Source organism: Paenibacillus sp. FSL W7-1279 (assembly GCF_037969845.1).
Classification (GTDB): domain Bacteria; phylum Bacillota; class Bacilli; order Paenibacillales; family Paenibacillaceae; genus Paenibacillus_AQ.
Genome location: NZ_CP150215.1, coordinates 1,983,064 through 2,002,464 on the forward strand (window position 1 = coordinate 1,983,064; position 19,401 = coordinate 2,002,464).

20 protein-coding genes are annotated in these 19,401 nt (G+C 48.3%); 19 read left to right on the plus strand and 1 reads right to left on the minus strand.

Features of this window, described 5'->3' with window-relative positions; genetic code table 11:
* The first annotated feature begins 136 nt into the window (after positions 1-136).
* The gene (locus tag MKY82_RS08590) at positions 137-292 is read left to right on the plus strand and encodes a hypothetical protein (protein WP_339295937.1); all 156 of its coding nucleotides are present in this window, start codon (positions 137-139) and stop codon (positions 290-292) included.
* 21 nt (positions 293-313) lie between these two features.
* On the opposite strand, the gene MKY82_RS08595 is transcribed toward MKY82_RS08590, so the two are convergent.
* Positions 314-526 carry a hypothetical protein gene (locus MKY82_RS08595; protein ID WP_339295938.1) on the minus strand — a complete coding sequence of 71 codons (213 nt, stop codon included), beginning with the start codon at positions 524-526 and terminating at the stop codon, positions 314-316.
* Between the two features lie 132 nt (positions 527-658).
* On the opposite strand from MKY82_RS08595, the gene MKY82_RS08600 reads away from it, so the two are divergent.
* The 18 genes from MKY82_RS08600 (at position 659) to MKY82_RS08685 (ending at position 19,247) form a co-directional block, all read left to right on the plus strand.
* Positions 659-880, plus strand: a complete 222-nt coding sequence (locus MKY82_RS08600) for a helix-turn-helix transcriptional regulator (RefSeq protein ID WP_339295939.1) — start codon at positions 659-661, stop codon at positions 878-880.
* 87 nt (positions 881-967) lie between these two features.
* Complete coding sequence (locus tag MKY82_RS08605; protein ID WP_339295940.1) at positions 968-1,240, plus strand: hypothetical protein; 273 nt, start codon at positions 968-970, stop codon at positions 1,238-1,240.
* A gap of 276 nt (positions 1,241-1,516) precedes the next feature.
* Positions 1,517-2,662 (plus strand): cysteine desulfurase family protein, encoded by a 1,146-nt coding sequence (locus tag MKY82_RS08610; RefSeq protein WP_339295941.1) that lies wholly within the window; start codon positions 1,517-1,519, stop codon positions 2,660-2,662.
* 139 nt (positions 2,663-2,801) lie between these two features.
* On the plus strand, positions 2,802-3,323 hold the full coding sequence (locus MKY82_RS08615) for a PRC-barrel domain-containing protein (protein ID WP_071222774.1): 522 nt from the start codon (positions 2,802-2,804) through the stop codon (positions 3,321-3,323).
* An 11-nt stretch (positions 3,324-3,334) separates the two neighbouring features.
* Positions 3,335-3,544, plus strand: a complete 210-nt coding sequence (locus MKY82_RS08620; protein WP_071222775.1) for a hypothetical protein — start codon at positions 3,335-3,337, stop codon at positions 3,542-3,544.
* A 158-nt stretch (positions 3,545-3,702) separates the two neighbouring features.
* A complete protein-coding gene (locus MKY82_RS08625) occupies positions 3,703-4,770 on the plus strand; it encodes an AI-2E family transporter (RefSeq protein ID WP_071222776.1) in 1,068 nt (355 codons plus the stop codon).
* Positions 4,771-5,191: 421 nt separating this feature from the next.
* Positions 5,192-7,819, plus strand: coding sequence for an alanine--tRNA ligase (gene alaS / locus MKY82_RS08630; protein WP_339295942.1), 2,628 nt, complete (start codon positions 5,192-5,194; stop codon positions 7,817-7,819).
* 217 nt (positions 7,820-8,036) lie between these two features.
* The gene (locus tag MKY82_RS08635) at positions 8,037-8,297 is read left to right on the plus strand and encodes an IreB family regulatory phosphoprotein (protein ID WP_006208869.1); all 261 of its coding nucleotides are present in this window, start codon (positions 8,037-8,039) and stop codon (positions 8,295-8,297) included.
* A gap of 12 nt (positions 8,298-8,309) precedes the next feature.
* The gene (gene ruvX / locus MKY82_RS08640; RefSeq protein ID WP_194541519.1) at positions 8,310-8,723 is read left to right on the plus strand and encodes a Holliday junction resolvase RuvX; all 414 of its coding nucleotides are present in this window, start codon (positions 8,310-8,312) and stop codon (positions 8,721-8,723) included.
* A gap of 17 nt (positions 8,724-8,740) precedes the next feature.
* Positions 8,741-9,043 (plus strand): DUF1292 domain-containing protein, encoded by a 303-nt coding sequence (locus MKY82_RS08645; protein ID WP_071222779.1) that lies wholly within the window; start codon positions 8,741-8,743, stop codon positions 9,041-9,043.
* Positions 9,040-9,354 carry a DUF1292 domain-containing protein gene (locus tag MKY82_RS08650; RefSeq protein WP_233354791.1) on the plus strand — a complete coding sequence of 105 codons (315 nt, stop codon included), beginning with the start codon at positions 9,040-9,042 and terminating at the stop codon, positions 9,352-9,354. Before MKY82_RS08645 ends, MKY82_RS08650 begins: the two co-directional genes overlap by 4 nt.
* A gap of 94 nt (positions 9,355-9,448) precedes the next feature.
* Positions 9,449-10,492: an endolytic transglycosylase MltG gene (gene mltG / locus MKY82_RS08655; RefSeq protein ID WP_339224363.1), complete on the plus strand. Its 1,044-nt coding sequence runs from the start codon at positions 9,449-9,451 to the stop codon at positions 10,490-10,492.
* Between the two features lie 108 nt (positions 10,493-10,600).
* Complete coding sequence (locus MKY82_RS08660; protein WP_339295943.1) at positions 10,601-11,533, plus strand: peptidase U32 family protein; 933 nt, start codon at positions 10,601-10,603, stop codon at positions 11,531-11,533.
* A gap of 12 nt (positions 11,534-11,545) precedes the next feature.
* Positions 11,546-12,889 (plus strand): U32 family peptidase, encoded by a 1,344-nt coding sequence (locus MKY82_RS08665; protein ID WP_339295945.1) that lies wholly within the window; start codon positions 11,546-11,548, stop codon positions 12,887-12,889.
* A 216-nt stretch (positions 12,890-13,105) separates the two neighbouring features.
* Entirely contained in the window at positions 13,106-15,280 is a 2,175-nt protein-coding gene (locus MKY82_RS08670; RefSeq protein WP_194541522.1) for a methyl-accepting chemotaxis protein, read from the plus strand.
* 201 nt (positions 15,281-15,481) lie between these two features.
* On the plus strand, positions 15,482-16,990 hold the full coding sequence (locus MKY82_RS08675; RefSeq protein WP_339295946.1) for a spore germination protein: 1,509 nt from the start codon (positions 15,482-15,484) through the stop codon (positions 16,988-16,990).
* A 6-nt stretch (positions 16,991-16,996) separates the two neighbouring features.
* Positions 16,997-18,103: an endospore germination permease gene (locus tag MKY82_RS08680; RefSeq protein ID WP_194541524.1), complete on the plus strand. Its 1,107-nt coding sequence runs from the start codon at positions 16,997-16,999 to the stop codon at positions 18,101-18,103.
* Positions 18,096-19,247 (plus strand): Ger(x)C family spore germination protein, encoded by a 1,152-nt coding sequence (locus tag MKY82_RS08685; protein ID WP_339295947.1) that lies wholly within the window; start codon positions 18,096-18,098, stop codon positions 19,245-19,247. Before MKY82_RS08680 ends, MKY82_RS08685 begins: the two co-directional genes overlap by 8 nt.
* The last annotated feature ends 154 nt before the right edge of the window (positions 19,248-19,401 follow it).

The following is a 19,401-nucleotide window of genomic DNA, read 5'->3' on the forward strand; positions in this document are numbered from 1 at the left end:
ACGTTGGTTATAAGAGCAAAGACCCTACTGGCTTAGGCTGGCGGGGTTCTTTTTTGTTTATCCGAAAGTTTATTTATGCCACCACTTGATATATAATAATGGAAACAAACAGATCCTGAACAAGGAGGGAAATCTGGTGTCTAAGAAAATCCAGTATCTCGACTACGCCGTACAGGACAATGTTTTGGTACCACTGGTCTATCTTACTTCAGAACAGTTTGACCAGTTGATATTTGAATATGATTCCTTTAACCTAAAACAGGTACAGCGGCGTAAAAAAAGAGGGGCCTGATCTCGGCCCCTCTCCTGAAACTTATCCGCGACGCTTATGCTGCGTCATGCGGTGGTGCAGGTCATACGCCCGCTGTTCTGCATCCGTGAGGGCATACCGTCCAAGTATCTGTTCCTCACGATTTTTGAATTCCTCCTTGGTGATCCGTCCCAGTCCCATCTGGTCTCGGGTCACTCTAAGGAGGTGTTCTCGTTTTTGGAGCTTTTCAAAAGCATCCATTAGCAATTTTTCCATCCTTGTCTCTCACCTCCTTTCTGATTTAATTATATACGATATTCGTATAATTGTCAACGATATTCGTATAAAATATTCTATAATCGTTTACATTTAACGATAATCGTATATAATGAAAGTGAGGTGATCAGAATGTTCAAACTTAAGCTGGACAGAGTCCTATTTGAAAAAAGAATGAACGCGAATCAATTATCTGAATTGACCGGAATCCGCTATCCTACAATTCTTGACATGGTTAAGAACAAATCCAAAGCATGGTCTCCAGATAATTTAGATAAGGTATATAAGGCACTCGAATTAACTAGCGTTGCTGACTTAATTGAATATGTAGATGAAGAAGCCACCGAGGTATAGTGATCGGTGGCATTTTTTTGCATTGAAAAAGAACATTTGTTCCCATATAATACAAACAGATATTCTTGTTTACAGGAGGTATTCAACATGCTCCCGGACCCTGAACGTAAGCTATTACGGATATTGATCAATTACCCGAGCCCATTACATAAAAGCCGTATGCCTGATTTTAAACGCTTAGAGACGATGACCGGACGGAGGCGTCCAGATTTACTGAGTGGGCTCCAATACCTGGAAGATCAAGGCTTCATCGTGTGGCCTGATAAATCTGTGACAGACGGGATTCAGATCATCAAGACAGAAGAGCTGGGTAAATCACCGCCAAGGAAGGGGAACATGGATTACTGGACAAAATATTGAAGAAAAATAAAACCCTGCTGGCGTTTTGCTGGCGAGGTTTTTTAGTATGAAAAAGGACTCAGCAACTAAAGAGTTGGAGTCCTTTTTCAATGTGCGTTTGTGGATTTTCAGAACCCACACTTTACCCACAAAAAAGCCTGTAGGTTGTTGTTTTTCCTTGTAGGTTGTACTATGATGTAAGACGCTAAAATCTTGATTCTGAAAGGGTTGTTGTAGAATGAACTTTAATCTTGTACATCCTGTCAGATATATGTTCTATATTTAAGGGTGACGGATATGAGATCAGTATATTTGGATCATGCCGCATCAACCCCGGTTCATCCGGAGGTTGCCGAGCGGATGATGAAGGTGATGACAAGCCAATACGGCAATGCTTCAAGCGTTCATGCTTTTGGACGGGAAGCGAAGAAGATCGTGAATGGGGCGCGTGATCGAATTGCGTCCCTTTTAGGATGCCAATCGGACGAGCTGGTGTTCACGGCCGGCGGAACCGAGAGCGATAATCTGGCTATACTTGGATTGCTGGAGTCGCTAGGTGTGAAGGGCAAGCATGTGATTACGTCGGCGATTGAACACCATGCGGTGCTTCATACATGCCATGAGCTGGAACGGAGGGGCTGTGAGGTTACCTATGTCCCCGTCGACTCTACCGGGCGAGTCTCTGTGGAGGACATTGCGGGTGCAATTCAGGACAACACAGCGCTTGTCACCATTATGTATGGCAACAATGAAGTAGGCACCGTTCAGCCGATCAGCGAAATCGGCGAGCTCTGCCGCAGCCGGGGCATCGTGTTTCATACCGATGCTGTTCAGGCCTTGGGATCGGAAACGATCAACTGCCGCGAGCTTCCTGTGGATATGTGGAGTTTTTCTGCCCACAAAATCAACGGCCCCCAGGGCGTCGGAGCATTGGTTGTCCGCAGAGGTCTCAGCGTATCTCCGCGTCTGTTCGGAGGGCTGCAGGAGAAGAAGCGTCGCGCCGGAACAGAGAATATGGCTGGAATTGCCGGTTTTACAGCAGCAGTGGAATGGACCGTTCATAATATGGAGGCGCGTATCCGGCATTATCGCGAGCTGAGATCGACGCTGCTTGAAGGGCTTCGTCAGGAGATTGGCGAGGATGATTTTGTGATCAACGGAAATTCGGAACATTACCTACCTCACATCCTAAATATCAGCTTTCCCGGTGCCAACACGGAGACGATGCTGATGAACCTCGATATGGAAAGAATTGCGGCGGCAAGCGGCTCGGCTTGTACGTCGGGATCTCTGGAAATATCCCATGTACTCCAAGCAATGAAACTTTCTGATCCTGTTTTGCGCTCCGCGATTCGTTTTAGTTTCGGTTTGGGTAATACTACACAAGAAATGGAGTACACAGCCCAAAAAATTGGAACCATCCTTAATCGGTTACGTAAATAGATGTTAAGGGATTTCTCCTTCTAGGGAATAGGGGGTATGCGTTCGTCCATTTCATCCTTGGAAATGGCCCGTCAGGCTGACGAAATTTTGACCGGCGGCTGATTTCAAACCATGAAGGATGAGGAGGTGTCCACTGTATATGAAACTTCAAGAAATGATTGGACTGGCTGTATTCGACGTGGAGAACGGTAAGGAAATCGGCAAAATCCACGATTTTATACTAGATGAGAACTGGTTGATTACCGGGTTGGAGTTGGAAGGCAAGGCTTTGTTTTCCTCGCATGTGAAAAGCGTCTCATGGGAAGATATCGTAGCATACGGGGAAGATGCCGTCATGATCCGGAGCCAAGAGGCTGTCCGCAAGCTGGGCGCCAATGATATACCGCTTACGTACCTTTTGGGCAAGCGCAAACTGAAAGAGATGCAGGTCTTGACAGAGGATGGTATCCTGCTCGGGCGTATATCCGATGTTTATTTTGAGCAGGAACAGGGCAATACAATACTAGGGTTGGAAATATCCGATGGATTTGTCTCGGATTTGATCGAAGGTCGCAAATGGCTGCCTTGCACAGCGGAAATGGCTATCGGCGAAAGTGCCGTTATGGTACCCCCGATGAGCGAACAGCGTCTGGAAAAAGCCATTAATTCTGTGAACGGATAGGGTGAGGTAGGATGAAATGTCCAAACTGTAGTTCCAAAGATATTGGGAAAATCGGCTCCCACCAGTTTTATTGCTGGGGTTGCTTTATCGAATTGACAGTCAACGGAGAGAAAATGTCCGTATACCAGGTAGAAGAGGATGGGACGCTCAGCTCGCTGGATGATTTGTTCTTCGGTGATGAAATGCAGCCGGATTTCCCTCCTATGCACGCGTCTTCCTAAAGAACGCGTACATATTGTAAGATAACGACTCCTTGCTGAAGGCCTGTACGGCTGACGAAGCAGGAGTCTTTTTCACTTTGTCCGGCGGAAATGTTAGTTTATTTCTGGATGCTTGTACATATACTACAGGGTAGCTTTCGAAAAAGGAGGGTGCCTGTGTGGAACAGCTGACCGAGAACAAATGGTTTCGATTGTTGGTATGGTTAATGCTCGGACTCATCTCTCTTTACTTTGTCTGGCTGCTGCGTCCGCTGTTTCTGGATGTCTATCGATTTCTCAAAGCTGTCCTGGCGCCATTTCTGGTTGCCATGATCATATCTTATGTGCTCAATCCGGTTGTATGCATGCTCTCTGACCGCAAAGTTCCGCGGAGCATGGCGGTGCTGCTCATTTATGCCGTCTTTCTCACGTCGCTTGCCGTCATTCTGATGAACATGATTCCGATGCTGATTCGACAGCTGGAGGAGCTCAACGAGCACTTGCCTGAATTAACGATGAACGCCCAAAGCTTGATGACCAATCTGGACAGCAGGCTGCTGCCTCCGGGAGTAAGGACAGGCGTCAACAGCTGGTTCTTACAGATGGAATCGAGGCTGGCCGGAGGGATCTCGGATTTCATGGACAATATCGGCAACACGATTAATATCCTGTTTAACGTGTTAATTGTTCCATTCTTGATCTTTTACATATTAAAAGATTTTGAGGTGTTCCAGCGAACCGCAGTATCCTATCTGCCGCGGAGCCGCCGGAAGTCGATTGTTACGCTGCTTAAGGAAATCGACACGGCTCTTGGAAACTATGTTCGCGGACAATTCCTGGTATGCTTAATCATCGGCGTACTGGCTTATGTAGGCTATATGATCGTTGGTATGCCTTACGCACTGCTGCTGGCAAGCATCGTGGCGGTGTTTAACATCATTCCGTATTTGGGCCCTTTTCTCGGGGCGGCTCCTGCGCTTGTGATGGCGTCTACGATTTCCTGGAAGATGGTGCTGCTGGTGGTGGCCGTTAATATGATCTGCCAGACGCTGGAGAGCAACATCATTTCGCCCCAAGTGGTGGGGAAAAAGCTGCATATGCATCCGCTCCTGATCATTTTTGCGCTCCTTGTCGGCGGTCAAATCGCAGGAACCGTGGGCTTGATTTTGGCTGTTCCCGTCTTTGCCGTCATCAAAGTGCTGCTGCAGCATTTTTTCGCTTATTATGTCAGAAGGAAATCCGGCTGAAGACTCCAGTCTGTAGCGGCAATGTTCATGCATTGACAGATAGTTACGCCCTATATATACTTGAAATGATAAACCTATAAACGTACAAATCGATGAGAAAATCAAGTAGGCTTTGCGTACCTTGCCCAGAGAACAGGTTCCTGCCCGGAGAATTTCCGGCTGGCTGCGAGAACCTGGAAGCGAACCTAAGCCGAATGCTAATTTTTGAGTGTGATTCAAATTCACCGGGTGGCCCCCGTTATCCAGCCGTTACGAGGCGATCGTCACATATGTGATTCCAGGAGGACCCTGCTGGAGGATGAATGGACGATAACCAGGGTGGTACCGCGAGAACATCGTCCCTGAATTTAATTCAGGGGCGTTTTTTGTGTTCGGAACCAAGTGATCCGGACGCCATATTATGACTGGAGGAAGTGTAGAGATGAAAGCTAGTGAAATCCGTTCCAAATGGCTAGAGTTTTTTGCAGAGAAAGGCCACAATATCGAGCCAAGTGCATCGCTTGTTCCGCACAATGACCCGTCCTTGCTCTGGATTAATGCAGGCATGGCTCCGCTCAAGCCTTATTTTGACGGGCGTGTGAAGCCGGAGAATCCGAGAATTGCGAATTCGCAAAAATGTATTCGGACCAATGATATTGAGAATGTCGGCAAAACCCGTCGTCACCATACATTCTTCGAAATGTTGGGCAACTTCTCCATTGGGGATTATTTTAAAGAAGAGGTTATCACCTGGGCTTGGGAGTTCCTAACGGACAAGAAATGGATCGGCTTCGATCCGGAGAAACTGTCCGTTACCGTGTATCCGGAAGACGAGGAAGCCTTCAAATTGTGGAATGAAAAAATCGGACTGCCGAAGGAACGCATCATTAAGCTGCAGGATAACTTTTGGGATATCGGCGAAGGACCTTGCGGACCTTGTACCGAGATTTTCTATGATCGCGGTGAAGGATACGACACGGATGCTCCGGAATCCGAAATGTTCCCTGGCGGTGAGAATGAACGCTGGCTCGAAGTATGGAACCTCGTATTCTCCCAGTTCAACCACAACAAGGACGGCAGCTATACACCGCTTCCGAACAAGAACATTGATACGGGTGCGGGACTCGAGCGCTTTGCTTCCATCCTGCAAAACGTAGCGTCCAACTTCGATACCGACCTGTTCCAGCCGATCATCCAGAAGACGGCAGAGCTTGCCGGCGTTAAATACAATGAGAAGACGGAGTACGATATCGCGCTGAAGGTCATTGCAGACCATATCCGTACGGTTGCGTTCGCAGTAGGCGATGGCGTGCTGCCTTCCAACGAAGGCCGCGGTTATGTCATCCGTCGTTTGCTCCGTCGTGCGGTTCGTTACGGAAAGGTGCTCGGGCTGGACAAACCATTCATGTATACATTGACCGGTACCGTAGGCGATATTATGGGCGTATACTATCCAGAGGTCGTTGAGAAGCGCGCCTTTATCGAGAAGGTCATCGCAACGGAAGAAGAACAGTTCCACAAAACGCTCTCCGACGGCTTGAACATCCTGGCTGACGTTAGCGCCGAAGCGAAGAAGCAGGGCAAATCGGTCATCAGCGGCAGCGACGCGTTCAAATTGTATGATACGTATGGCTTCCCGTTTGATTTAACGGAGGATTATGCGTCCGAACACGGATTGACCGTGGACCGTGAAGGCTTTGATGCTGCAATGAAGGAACAGCGTGATCGTGCGCGTGCGGCCCGTCATGAAACGGAAAGCATGAAGATTCAAGGCGGTGTTCTTTCCGATTATACGGTTAAAAGTGAATTTGTTGGATATAATGACACCGTCAGCGAGGCGAAAGTGCTCGCCATTGTTTCCGGTGACAGCTTCGCAGACAGCGTCAGTGAAGGCGAGACCTGTCAGGTCATTCTGGACGTTACCCCGTTCTATGCCGAAAGCGGCGGTCAGGTCAGCGACCAGGGGATGATAGAAGGCGGATCCGTTCGTGCCCGAGTGGAAGGTCTTTTCAAGGCTCCGCATGGACAGCATGTGCATTTCGTAACCGTAGAGCTCGGCGAGCTTAAAGTGGGCGATACGGTCAAAGCGCAGGTGGACTCCGCTATGCGCAATGATATCGTCAAGAACCATACCGCCACACACCTTTTGCATAAAGCATTGAAGGAAGTGCTGGGCGATCATGTCAATCAGGCAGGTTCCCTTGTTGAACCGCAGCGTCTGCGCTTCGACTTCTCCCACTTCGGCAGCATTACGCCTGAGGAGCTGGCCGATATTGAGCGCCGCGTGAATGAACAGGTATGGAAGAGCATTCCGGTCGTTATCGAGCGCAAGGCGATTGATGAAGCGAAGGCGATGGGCGCTATGGCATTGTTCGGAGAGAAATACGGAGATATCGTCCGTGTCGTTCAGGTCGGAGATTACAGCATCGAGCTGTGCGGCGGATGCCATGTAGCCAACACCTCCCAGATCGGAATCTTCAAGCTGCTTGGCGAGAGCGGTATCGGCTCCGGCGTTCGCCGCATTGAAGCCGTAACGGGACGTTACGCTTATGAGCATCTGGAAGGCCAAATGGATCTGCTCAAGCAAGCCGCAGGTTTGTTGAAGAGCAATCTTGCGGACGTGCCGAAGCGGATTGAAGGCCTGAACCAGCAGGTGAAGGATCTTGCCCGGGAGAACGAGTCCCTGCAAGGCAAACTTGGAGCGATTGAGGCTAGCCAGTTGACCGATAAAGTGAAGCAGGTCGGGAACACGTCGCTGCTTGCAGCTGAAGTGCAGGCTGGCAGCATGGATGGACTCCGCGGCATTGCTGACGAATTGAAGGGCAAGCTGCCGGAGGCGATCCTCGTGCTCGGCTCCAAAGCAGGCGACAAGGTGAATTTCGTCGTAGCCGTTCCGCAGGATCTGGTGAAGCAGGGCTATCATGCCGGCAAGCTCGTTAAAGAAGTGGCTTCGATATGCGGCGGAGGCGGCGGAGGCCGTCCGGATATGGCGCAAGCCGGGGGCAAGGATGGTTCCAAACTGACCCAGGCGCTGCAGCACGCCGAGGATCTCATAGCCCGGGGCGTGTAACAGATTTGTCCAGATTGTGTACAGCTGGCAATCGTAAGCGGGATCCAACGTTTTGCTGTACACAATCCCGAATTTTTTGGAACACTCTCTAAATATTTCGCTTTCGATTTCCGTAGAGACTTAGGATTATGTTATGATATAACTAGATCAAGCTGGTAAATATTTATTCGACGAAGCATGGTAAACATGTTCTTTGAAGAAGCGAGGTGTGTCACACATGGACTCCATGGATAAGACTGTCAAGTTCAATGTAAAAGGTGATGAAAAGGAGGCTTCCGCCCAGGACATTCTACTTTCGGTGTACGATTCGCTGGTAGAGAAGGAGTACAATCCGATTAACCAAATCGTAGGGTATCTTTTGTCCGGGGATCCCGCTTATATACCTCGGCACAATAATGCCAGAAGTTTGATCCGGAAAAAAGAGCGAGATGAATTGATTGAAGAACTGGTCCGGTTCTATTTAGCCAGTCACCGTTAGGAGCACACAGGGATGAAGAAGATCATGGGATTGGATTACGGGGACCGCAGAATCGGTGTTGCCATAAGCGACGCGTTCGGATGGACGGCCCAAGGGGTTGAAGTTATCGAGCGCCGCCGTGATGAAGGCGAACTGGACAGAATTGCCGCACTCGTCAAAGATAACGAGGTCGGTGAAATCGTGGTCGGCTTGCCTAAAAATATGAACGGCACGATTGGTCCGCGGGGCGAAATCTGCATGGAATTCGCAAGCACATTGCGAGAGTCCCTATCCTTACCCGTTCACCTTTGGGATGAACGGCTATCAACAGTATCCGCTGAAAGGACATTGCTTGAAGCCGATGTCAGCCGAAAGAAGCGAAAACAGGTTGTAGATAAAATGGCGGCAAGCTTGATTTTGCAAAACTACTTGGATTCTAAAAGGTAAAGGTGAGGGTGATTACAATGGCTAATGAGCATATTGGTATGGAAGAAGAACCGGAAATTATTTATATTCCCGACGATGAAGGCAACGAGGAAGAATTCGAAGTCATCATGAAATTCGAAGTGGATGGCTCGGATGCTAAATATATGATGGTCGTACCAAGGGAGTCTGCCGACGAAGAGACAGACGAGGTCTACGCCTTCCGTTATGAGGAAGACGGAGACGACTTGAAATTGTTTATGATTGAAGACGATGAAGAATGGGCCATTGTTGAAGAAACCTTCAATACGCTCGTGGAAGAGCTGGACGGGAGAGACGAATGATGTCTGATTTTTCGGTTGAGAATATCGTATGGACCCAAGTACTTAAGGAAGCATTCGGTGAGAGTGTCGAGCTTGAGGACGATAAAGGCCATATCGAGGTTTATGATATTGCCGCCGAATTTGAAGTGGATGGTCAAGGGTATGCCATTCTGGTTCAGCCGGATCGAACCGATGAGGAGTACGAGGTGCTTCGTATCGTCAAGGGCGAGGACGGCGGATTGCAGCTGTCAACCATTGACGACGACGAGGAATGGGAGAATGTGTCAGAGCTCTATGATGAACTGACGTTTCCCGAAGGAGACGAGGATTAAGTTCCCTCCTGCAGGAGCACATGCTTAATTTTCAAATGAAAGTTCAGGAAGGGGCGGAGCTGTCCGCCCCTTTTGGTGTGAAGGGATGAGTAGATTGAAGAAACTGGCAATAGCAGTATTGGTCCTGATCCTCCTTGCGGGCGGGGCCGTATTTTACGTATGGAATGGTTTACAGCCCGTTCAAAGCTCGGAAACTCCCGTCGAATTCACCGTGGAGTCCGGCATGAGCACGTCCTCTATCGCCGATCTGCTTGAGGAAAAGGGACTGATCAAGAATGCCCTTATACTTAAAGGTTATTTAAAGCTTAGCGGGGAAGGAAGCCGTCTGATGGCAGGAACCTATGAGGCAACCCCAGGCACTCCGTTCAAGGAACTGTTATCAAAGATGAACAAAGGCGAAGTGAAGCCCGAGGAGATGGTTCGTTTCACGATCCCTGAGGGATATACGATCCTTCAAATGGCGGAGACCATCGCTCAAGAGAGCGGAATCGATGAGAAGGAATTCTTGAAAGTTGTGGATCAGCCGGCCGGCTGGGATGTTCCGATTGCTGGAGAAATTCCCCAGGAGGCAGGCCTCAGGCATCATCTCGAGGGATACTTGTTCCCTGCGACCTATAATCTGCCGAAAAAGGATATTACGGCAAAAGGTATTGTAGAAACCATGCTGAAAGAAACGGAGAAACGTTTGGCCGAAATTCCGGATTGGGAGAGTCAATTGGAGGCTCGCGGCGTAACGTTCCATGAACTCATGACCATCGCTTCGCTGGTGGAGCGGGAAGTGGTTGCAGATCAGGAGCGTGCCCTGGTGGCTGGCGTTATATATAATCGATTGGAAGAGGACATGAAGCTGGAAATCGATGCAACCGTGCAATATCTGTTGGATAAACCGAAGGAACGATTGCTTTATGCCGACCTTGAGGTTGAAAGCCCGTATAACACATATCGTCAAAAGGGTCTGCCGCCTGGCCCGATCTCGAGCCCGAGCCTGGAATCGATTCAGGCTGCTTTGAATCCGGAGAAATCCGATTATTTGTTCTATGTAACAAAGAAAGACGGTACACAAGAGCATCTGTTTGCCAAAACGTATAAAGAGCATTTGAAGAATATCGAGACCAGCAAGAAGATGGCACAACAATAATATTACGTGTTGAGCAAGTCCGCTGATACGCTGAGTGACAAGGAACAGATCCAGCTCGTACTCAGAAGAGTCTTGTTGAACAACCTCTAAGTAGGGAGGAATTTTTAAATGAGTATCAAACCTGAATTATTGGCAGCAGCCGGGTCTCTGGCTGATGCCGCTGCTTACCTGGAAGCGGGAGCCGACGCACTGCTCGTTGGCGAGGATCGATTCGGCATGAGACTGCCTGGCAGTCTGACATTGGACGAAATAATCCAAGTCGTACAGCTTGCTCATGAGCGAGGAAGCAAAGTGTACGTCAGCTTGAACAACTTGATGACAAATGATTTGCTGCCCGAGCTACCTGCCTATGTTAAGGCGCTCGGAGAAATCGGGGTAGACGCGGTGGAATTTAACGATCCATCCGTACTCACTACCGTAAAAGAGCTGGCTCCACAGGTAAAACTTCATTGGAACGCAGAAATGACCGCCACCAACTATTCAACGGCCAATTACTGGGGAAGCAAAGGCGCCTCCCGGGTTATTCTTGCGCGTGAATTAAATATGGACGAGGTAACCGACATGAAGCCGCAGCTTCAGCTGGAAGCACAGGTTCAGGTTCATGGCATGACCAACATCTATCATTCCAAGCGGCGCCTGGTGAACAGCTATATGCAGCAGCAGGGCAGACCGGTGCATGAAGGCAGCCTTGGCAAGGAGCGCGGTTTGTTTCTCATTGAAGCTGAGCGTCAAGAAGAGAAATATCCGATCTATGAAGATATCAACGGAACCCATATTATGAGTTCGGAGGATATTTGCATTCTGGAGGATTTGCATCTGTTAATGGCAGCAGGCATGGACAGCTTTAAGGTTGAGACGCTGCTGAAGCCGCGGCATTACAATGAGCTGGTGATTCGAACCTATCGCCAAGCGATTGATTTATATGCTGCAGATGCATCCACTTATGCTTTTCAGGAAGAGTGGATGGACGGAATTCGCGCGATTCAGGATCCGGAACGTGAATTGTCGTTTGGATTTTTCTATAAGGAACAAGTTTATTAAGGAGTGGACAGCATGGAAGCAATGGCACAGCCAAAGTACAAGGGCAAACGCTATCGCCTGGACAAGCCGGAATTGCTCGCCCCGGCGGGTAATCTGGAAAAACTGAAATTTGCGGTGCATTATGGCGCCGATGCGGTATACATTGGGGGCCAGAAATACGGGCTTCGTTCAAATGCGGACAATTTCAGTTTTGAAGAAATGAAAGAGGGCGTGGAGTTCGCCAAGAAATACGGCGCCAAAGTATTTGTGGCAACCAACATATATGCGCATAATGAGGACATTGAGGGAATTGAAGCCTACCTGCGAAGTTTGGAGGAAGCAGGCATTGCGGCAATCATCGCCGCAGATCCGGCAATTATTGAAGTGGCCAAACGTGCCGCGCCCAAGCTCGAAGTTCATCTGAGCACACAGCAATCCACGCTGAATTGGCAGGCCGTGAAGTTCTGGAAGGATGAAGGATTGCCGCGGGTTGTACTTGGACGCGAGGCGAGTCTGGAGGAAATCGCGGCGATTAAAGAGCATGTCGATATTGAGATTGAGGCCTTTATCCATGGCGCGATGTGCTCCTCGTTCTCCGGTCGCTGCGTGTTGTCCAATCATTTTACGGATCGTGATTCCAACCGGGGCGGATGCTGCCAATCCTGCCGTTGGAAATACGATTTGTTTGTGGATGGAAGAGAAGAGCAAGGCCAGTGGGTATCGGAAGAGCAGCAGTTGATGGAACAGCCGGCCCCTGCTCCGTCCCCATTCAAACCGGGCGTTACGCAGATCCCGTTGTTCCAGCCGGAAGACAACCAGTTTACGATGGGGTCGAAGGATCTCTGCATGCTCGAGCATATTCCGGATCTGATTGAGGTGGGAATCGACAGCTTCAAGATTGAAGGACGGATGAAGTCGATCCATTACGTAGCGACTGTGGTTAATGTATATCGACAGGCGATTGATTCCTATATGGCTGACCCTGATCATTATGTATTGAAGCCGGAATGGATCGAAGAAATTAATAAAGCGGCCAATCGACCGCTGAATACCGGGTTCTTCTATGATACACCGGACCATGAGGATCATATCTATGAACCCGAAGAGAAGGCGGTCCCTTATGACTTCGCCGGCCTGGTGATGGACTATGACGAGAAGTCGGGAACGGCTGTCGTTCAGCAGCGGAACCACTTTAAGCCAGGGGATGAAATCGAGTTTTTCGGACCGGAAGGAACCTTCTTTAAGCAGGCAGTTGGTCCTATTGAGGATGAGAACGGCAGTGAACTTGATGCAGCTCGCCATCCTTTGCAGCTCATTCGCATGAAGGTGGATCAGCCGGTGCGCCATTTTGATATGATGAGAAAGCGTAAAGGATAACAAAAAATAGATCTAAAGAACTACACAATTGAGAATCCGGGTCTGTGGATGGACCTTGGATTCTTTTTATTTGTAAAAAAATTAGGGATTAAGAATTATTTTTTTGCGAAAACCCAAAGGAAAACACCTCCAATTGTCGAAATAAAGAGTAACGAATACGTTACAAGGGATTGGACCGACGTATTAATAATATAAATTGTGGTAGGTGAACAGCTAATGTCAGAAGTTGAGCAGCATGATAAGAAGCCGAAAAAGGGCAAGAAGCCCGGGGGTATCAAAGAGAAAAAGGAAAAATCTTCGGCATCAACAGGGATACATACTGCCAAGTCGTTTTTTTCAAACGTGGGAACGGCTATAAGCCGGATGCCGATGAACCCGGCGAAATCCGTCGGAATCCGATTGTTCCTGATCTTTTTGTCAGCGATTGTATTTTTTGTGATCGTCTTGGGTTATCTGTCCTACGATAAGGCGAAGAGCACGATTGAGAAGAATGCTGCAAACGGCAATCAGCAGACGATCATTCAAACCTCTGAGAAAATCGACATCATTCTGGAGAAGTACGAGAATGCCGGTAGACAAATCTTCTATGACATTGAATTGCAGAAGTTGTTGTCTGAATACACGGATAAAAAGTTAAGCGATTACGACGCGTTTACGGTGGAGCGCAGCATTCGGGATAAACTATCCAATCAGATTACATCGGATTCGTCGATCCGAGCCATTTATTTGATTCCTACCAAGAGTGAGAAGATCATATCGGCAGGTCAAGCCTCAGAGTCTTCGAAAACCGTCCTTGAGCAAAGCTGGTATACCGAATTGAAGGAAGGCGACAAGAAGATTATGTGGCTGCCAACGATGCAGAACAGCGGGGCACCATATTTCACGATTGCCCGTTCTTTAGGGTCTATGAACGATCTGACTTCAACGTATGTGGTGATGTTTGAACTTAACGCCTCGGTACTGGATACGCAGCTGAAGGGAATCAACCTGGGCGAGAACGGCCAGCTGCAATTGATCAGTCCGGAAGGCATCGTTGTTTCCTCCAGCGAGTCCTCCATTGTAGGTTCGGAAACCGCTTGGACGTTTGCGAAGGAATTTCCGGCCGACACCAAAACGGATGACGTAAGAACGAAGGATGAGGAAGGAAGAAATGTACTGGCGGTTTATAATACGCTGAACACCAACGATTGGAAGCTCGTAGGATCTGTCCAAACCAGCGAGCTGACGAAGGATGCATCAAGCATACTGGTCATCACGCTTATCGTGGCTGCCATCGACGTTATTTTTGCTATTCTGATCGGGATTTGGATGGTAAGAATGATTGCCCGTCCATTAGGCAAGCTTAACCTGTTGATGAAGGAAGGCGCCAAAGGCAATTTGAATGTTCGCACAGACCATAAGAGCCAGGACGAAATCGGTCAGCTCTCCGCAAGCTTTAACGATATGATGGAGCAGATTACCGGACTCGTTCAGCAAACGAGCAATACCGCTCAGGAAGTGCTTAGAACGGCAACCGAGTTAAGTGATGCCTCGAAGAAGACGGCTATTTCCGCCAAAGAAATTGCCGTAGCGACCGAGGAAATTGCCAACGGTGCCAGCAGTCTGGCGGTTGAAGCCGAGCGCGGCAGCGATCTGACCAACAATATCTCGAAGCAGATGCAAATGGTCGTTTCAGCCAACGAAGAGATGGGCAAATCGGCCCGTCACGTGGAAAGCGCGAGTGAGCTTGGAACGAAGCATTTGAGCGACTTGCTGGATAAGACCCATCAGACTGAGGATATGACCCGTTCCATGATGCACAAGGTTGATGGCTTGAAGGAGACAACCTCCTCGGTTGTCAAAGTGCTGGACGTACTTCAGAATATTACAAAGCAAACGAATATCCTTTCATTGAATGCAACAATCGAGGCTGCCCGTGCTGGGGCGGCTGGTAAAGGCTTTATGGTCGTGGCCGATGAGATCCGCCAGCTGGCAGACCAATCCAGGCAGTCCATTGATATGGTGAGCCAGATTACAGACCGGATCATGACCGAGATGAATGAAACCGTCCAGGTATTGCTGGATGCGAATCCTCTCTTCAAAGGTCAGATGGACGCTGTTAAGGAAACAAATGATATCTTCGTATCCGTTCAGCAGCAGATGGTCGATTTTATCGAATCCTTGGATTCGGTAACGCATTCGATTGATGAACTGAATGAATCTCAGAATGTACTTTCGGAAGCGATGAGTAATGTGAGCGCGGTAGCGGAAGAATCCTCCGCAACTTCGGAAGAGGTAGCTTCTCTCTCTACAGAGCAGCAAAGCGTCAGCAGTCAGCTGGTTAATCTATCATCGCAGCTGGAGAATGTATCGAATGACCTGAAAGAGACCTTGTCTCGTTTTAGACTGTAAGATTGTTATAATTCAAAGGCTGCTCCATCCGTTTAAGCTGATGGGGCAGCATTTTTCATATTACTGAATTTATAAGTTTTCAGCGAAGCATATAAGCAACGAAGCATAGGCTCCACTTTGTGGGGCTATTTTTGATGCCGGATAAAAATAACTTTCAGAGGCAATGATAACGGAGAATATGGTTGAAGGAGTCGAGGTCACTTGAATACAAGGCAGCCTGGTCATACACCTGAATTCCTGTCAACGAATCTTAAGGAAAATCTGACAACATTTAGCTTGTTACTCAACGATCCTAGCGACCTTACCACGAAAGTGCTGCAGGTTGGAGGGAGCACTTATACCTCTGCCATTGTCAGCCTCGAAGGGTTATCTGATCAATTGTTGATTAAGGAGCAGATAATCCAGCCGATCCAGCAAAATCAGGAGCTTTCCCAGGAATCCATGATAAGTGCTCATATGATGCTGCACGAGATTGAGAATCGGATGATATCGCTGCAGATAACCAATCGTACAAGGCGATGGGATGAGGTGATTCCTATCATACTCTCGGGCGATACCGCTTTAATGCTGGAGGGGACGGATGAAGTCTTACTGATCAGAAGCCGGAAGTGGCCGGCACGCAGCATTGAGGAGCCTCAAACCGAAGCGTTGGTTCGCGGGCCGAGGGTGGGATTCACGGAGAGCATTTACACGAACATATCTCTATTGCGAAGACATATTCGGGAGCCTAATCTGACGATCGACACGCACATCATCGGCAGACGATCCAATCAATCCCTTGCGGTCATCTATATTAAAGGCCTGACGAATCCCGATCTAATCGAAGAAGTGAACCGCAGGCTGAAGTCACTGGATCTTGATTATGCTCCTGAATCCGGGACGGTAGAGCAGTGGATTGAAGACAGCTTTTTATCGCCGTTTCCGCAGATCCTGAATACCGAACGACCTGATAAAGTGACATCTGCCTTGCTGCAAGGAAAAGTAGCGGTTTTGCTGGATGGTACACCCTTTGTGCTGCTTCTACCGTTTACTTTCGTTTCTCTGTTGCATTCGCCAGAAGATTATTATGAACGATGGAGCATTGGCTCGCTTATACGCTTGCTGCGCCTGGCGGCTATCGGAATTACCTTGTTTCTACCCGCGCTGTATATTGCTATTCTGTCTTTCCATCCAGGGATGATTCCGTTTAAGCTCGTATTCTCGATTGCTGCCTCCCGGGAAGGCGTACCTTTCCCTGCTGTGATCGAAGCCTTACTGATGGAGGTTACACTGGAATTGCTGCGTGAAGCGGGAATCCGCCTACCGAAGCCGATAGGTCAGACGATTGGTATTGTCGGAGGACTTGTAATAGGGGAGGCTGCGGTTCAGGCTGGGATCGTGAGCCCGATTATGGTTATCATTGTGGCCCTGACAGCGATATCGTCTTTTGCCATTCCATCTTACAGCGCAGGCATATCTTTTCGAATGCTGCGCTTTGCAATCATGATTGCTGCAAGCTTTCTGGGACTGTACGGGATCGTGTTGACTTTTATCATGATCTGTATCCACTTGATGAGGCTGCACACTTTTGGAATCCCTTATCTCAGTCCCGTTGCACCCTCTATTCAGCATGATTGGAAGGATATGTTTATCCGCGTGCCGGTGACTTGGCTTACGCGCAGACCTTTATTTATGAAGCCCCAAGACATCCATCGGGCAAAAAAGCGGTGATTTGTAATGAACAATAACCAGTTAAGCAATCAATCGATTGGCAGTAAAGAGATTGTATATTCTGTTAGTAATATGTTGATAGGACTCGGAATCCTTACGCTCCCTAATACGATTGCAAGGAACACCCATTTTTCGGATGGCTGGATGTCGATCATGCTTGGGGGCATGATCGCTCTTGGATTTGCATGGGCGATCGGGGCGTTGGCTTCAAGGTTTCCCGGCAAAAATTATCATGCGATGGCAACAATCATCCTGAATCGAAAAGCAGCCCATGTGGTGACGCTGCTGATCAGTTTATACCTATTGTTGTTTGTCAGTTATCAAGTGCGCGGGGTTTCCACCATCACAAGACTATATCTATTTGATAACACGCCGGAGGAAATCATCGGTTTAGTTTACTTACTGGTGCTCATTTACGCAGCCGCAGGGCCGAGTATCGCTTTGGTACGCCTGAATCTGATTTTTTTCCCCATTGTCCTATCGATCATGCTGCTGATCGTAATTTTGAATCTCGGAAGTTTAAACATGCATTATCTGCTGCCTGTGTTGAAAACCGACTGGAGACGAATCGTTATCACTTCAAAGGATACGGTATTCTCCTATTTAGGGCTCGAAATTATGCTGTTCTATAACATTTACGTTGTCAGGAAAAGCAAGCTTCTCGGTTCCGTCTTCCGGGGGGTGTTAATACCCATCTTTATCTACTTCATTATTTTCGTTTTTGTCATTGGCGTTTTTGGACCGATCGTGGTCTCCAATACATTGTATCCGTTAGCGGAATTGGCTAAAGAGGTTGAGGTCCCTGGGGGTATATTTGAACGGTTTGAATTTTTCTTTTTTGTCATCTGGTTGATGACGTTATTCAGCACGAATGCGATGGCGTTTGATGTAGCTTTACTGGCACTGGAATCCGTTTTTCCGAAATATCGCAGATTTACGATGATCCTCATTCTGGCACCAATCCTGTTCATCCTCGGTTTATTGCCAAGCACGCTCCGGGAGCTTAACGTAGTTGCCGAATGGATCAGCTATATGGGTATCGGATTCGCATGGGTGCTTCCGGCTCTGCTGTTCTTGGTGGCCAAGATACGGGGGGTGAAGGGCAATGGCTAAAATGCTTCGGATGCTGATGTTATTCATGCTGGTATGGCCTTTGGCAGGCTGCTGGGACCGCATAGAAATCGAGGAGCGTGGATTTGTGGTAGGAACTGCCCTTGATGAGGCAGAGAATGGACAAATTAAGCTTACGTTTCAAATTGTCGTGCCTACACAGATGAAAGGGTCCAGCGGTCAGAAGAATGAGGGGGGGAGCCCTTTTATCAATCTATCCTCAACCGCGGACAGCGTATTCAAGGCTGCACGGAAGATGTCGAATGAGATCAGCCGCTCTCCTTATCTTGCCCATAACCAAGTGATCATCATCTCGGAGAAACTGGTTGAAACGGAGCACGTTGGGGATGTACTGGATTTATTCGTCAGGGATCCGGAGAACCGAAGAGCATCTAATATTATGGTCTCTCATGGAGAGGCGAGCAAGATACTGGAAACCCATTCGAAGATTGAAACCTTGCCTGCGCAATATATTCGTTCAACGCAAGAGAATAAGGATAAGAGCGAATCCATCACGCCTCCTACAAATATTGGTGAACTGCATCATTTTCTGCTATCCAAGTCCAGTTATGCCCTACCTAAGATTTCCATCACGGAGGATGACAGAATATCCACCAGTGGCGCCGCAGTGTTTAACGGTGAGAACTACGAGTTCAAGGGCTTTCTGGACCAGGATGAAACCACGGGCCGTAATATGATCCAGGGAACGGTCAAAACAGCATCATTGGAACTGGTTGTTCACGGCAAACAGCTTGTTTATGAAGTCAAGGAGTTCAACCGGATCATTCGCGTCCATCTGGACGATCGGGGACTTCCTGAATTTGATGTTGAGATTTCGGTCAGAGGAAATATTGGAGAATCGGAGCTGGATCAAGGCGAAAACATTCGTGAATTAAACGGAGAGATCAAACGCAAAGCCGAGCAACGGATCAAGCAAATTGCCATGGACGTTATTCTTAAGGCGCAGAACGAATATAAAACCGACTTCCTGGGGTTTTGGAAAAAATGCCAAGAAAGGGAATATCGCACATGGGTGCGTTACGAGAATGACTGGGACCGTGGCCAATCTATATTTTCGCAATGCAAGATTCATGTGAACGTTGACGCAAAAGTCAGAACCATTGGAACCGTTACCGGCACCGAATAAGAGAAGAGGGGAAATGATGGACCTTCGCTATGACCTTTTGTTAAATCCGCTTGTTGTGATATGCACACTCCTGCTCATCATTGTTCCGTTCACCCTATTCAAAATAAATCAGTATTTGCACAAATATGGTGACCCGCCCTGGAAGCAGCCAAAG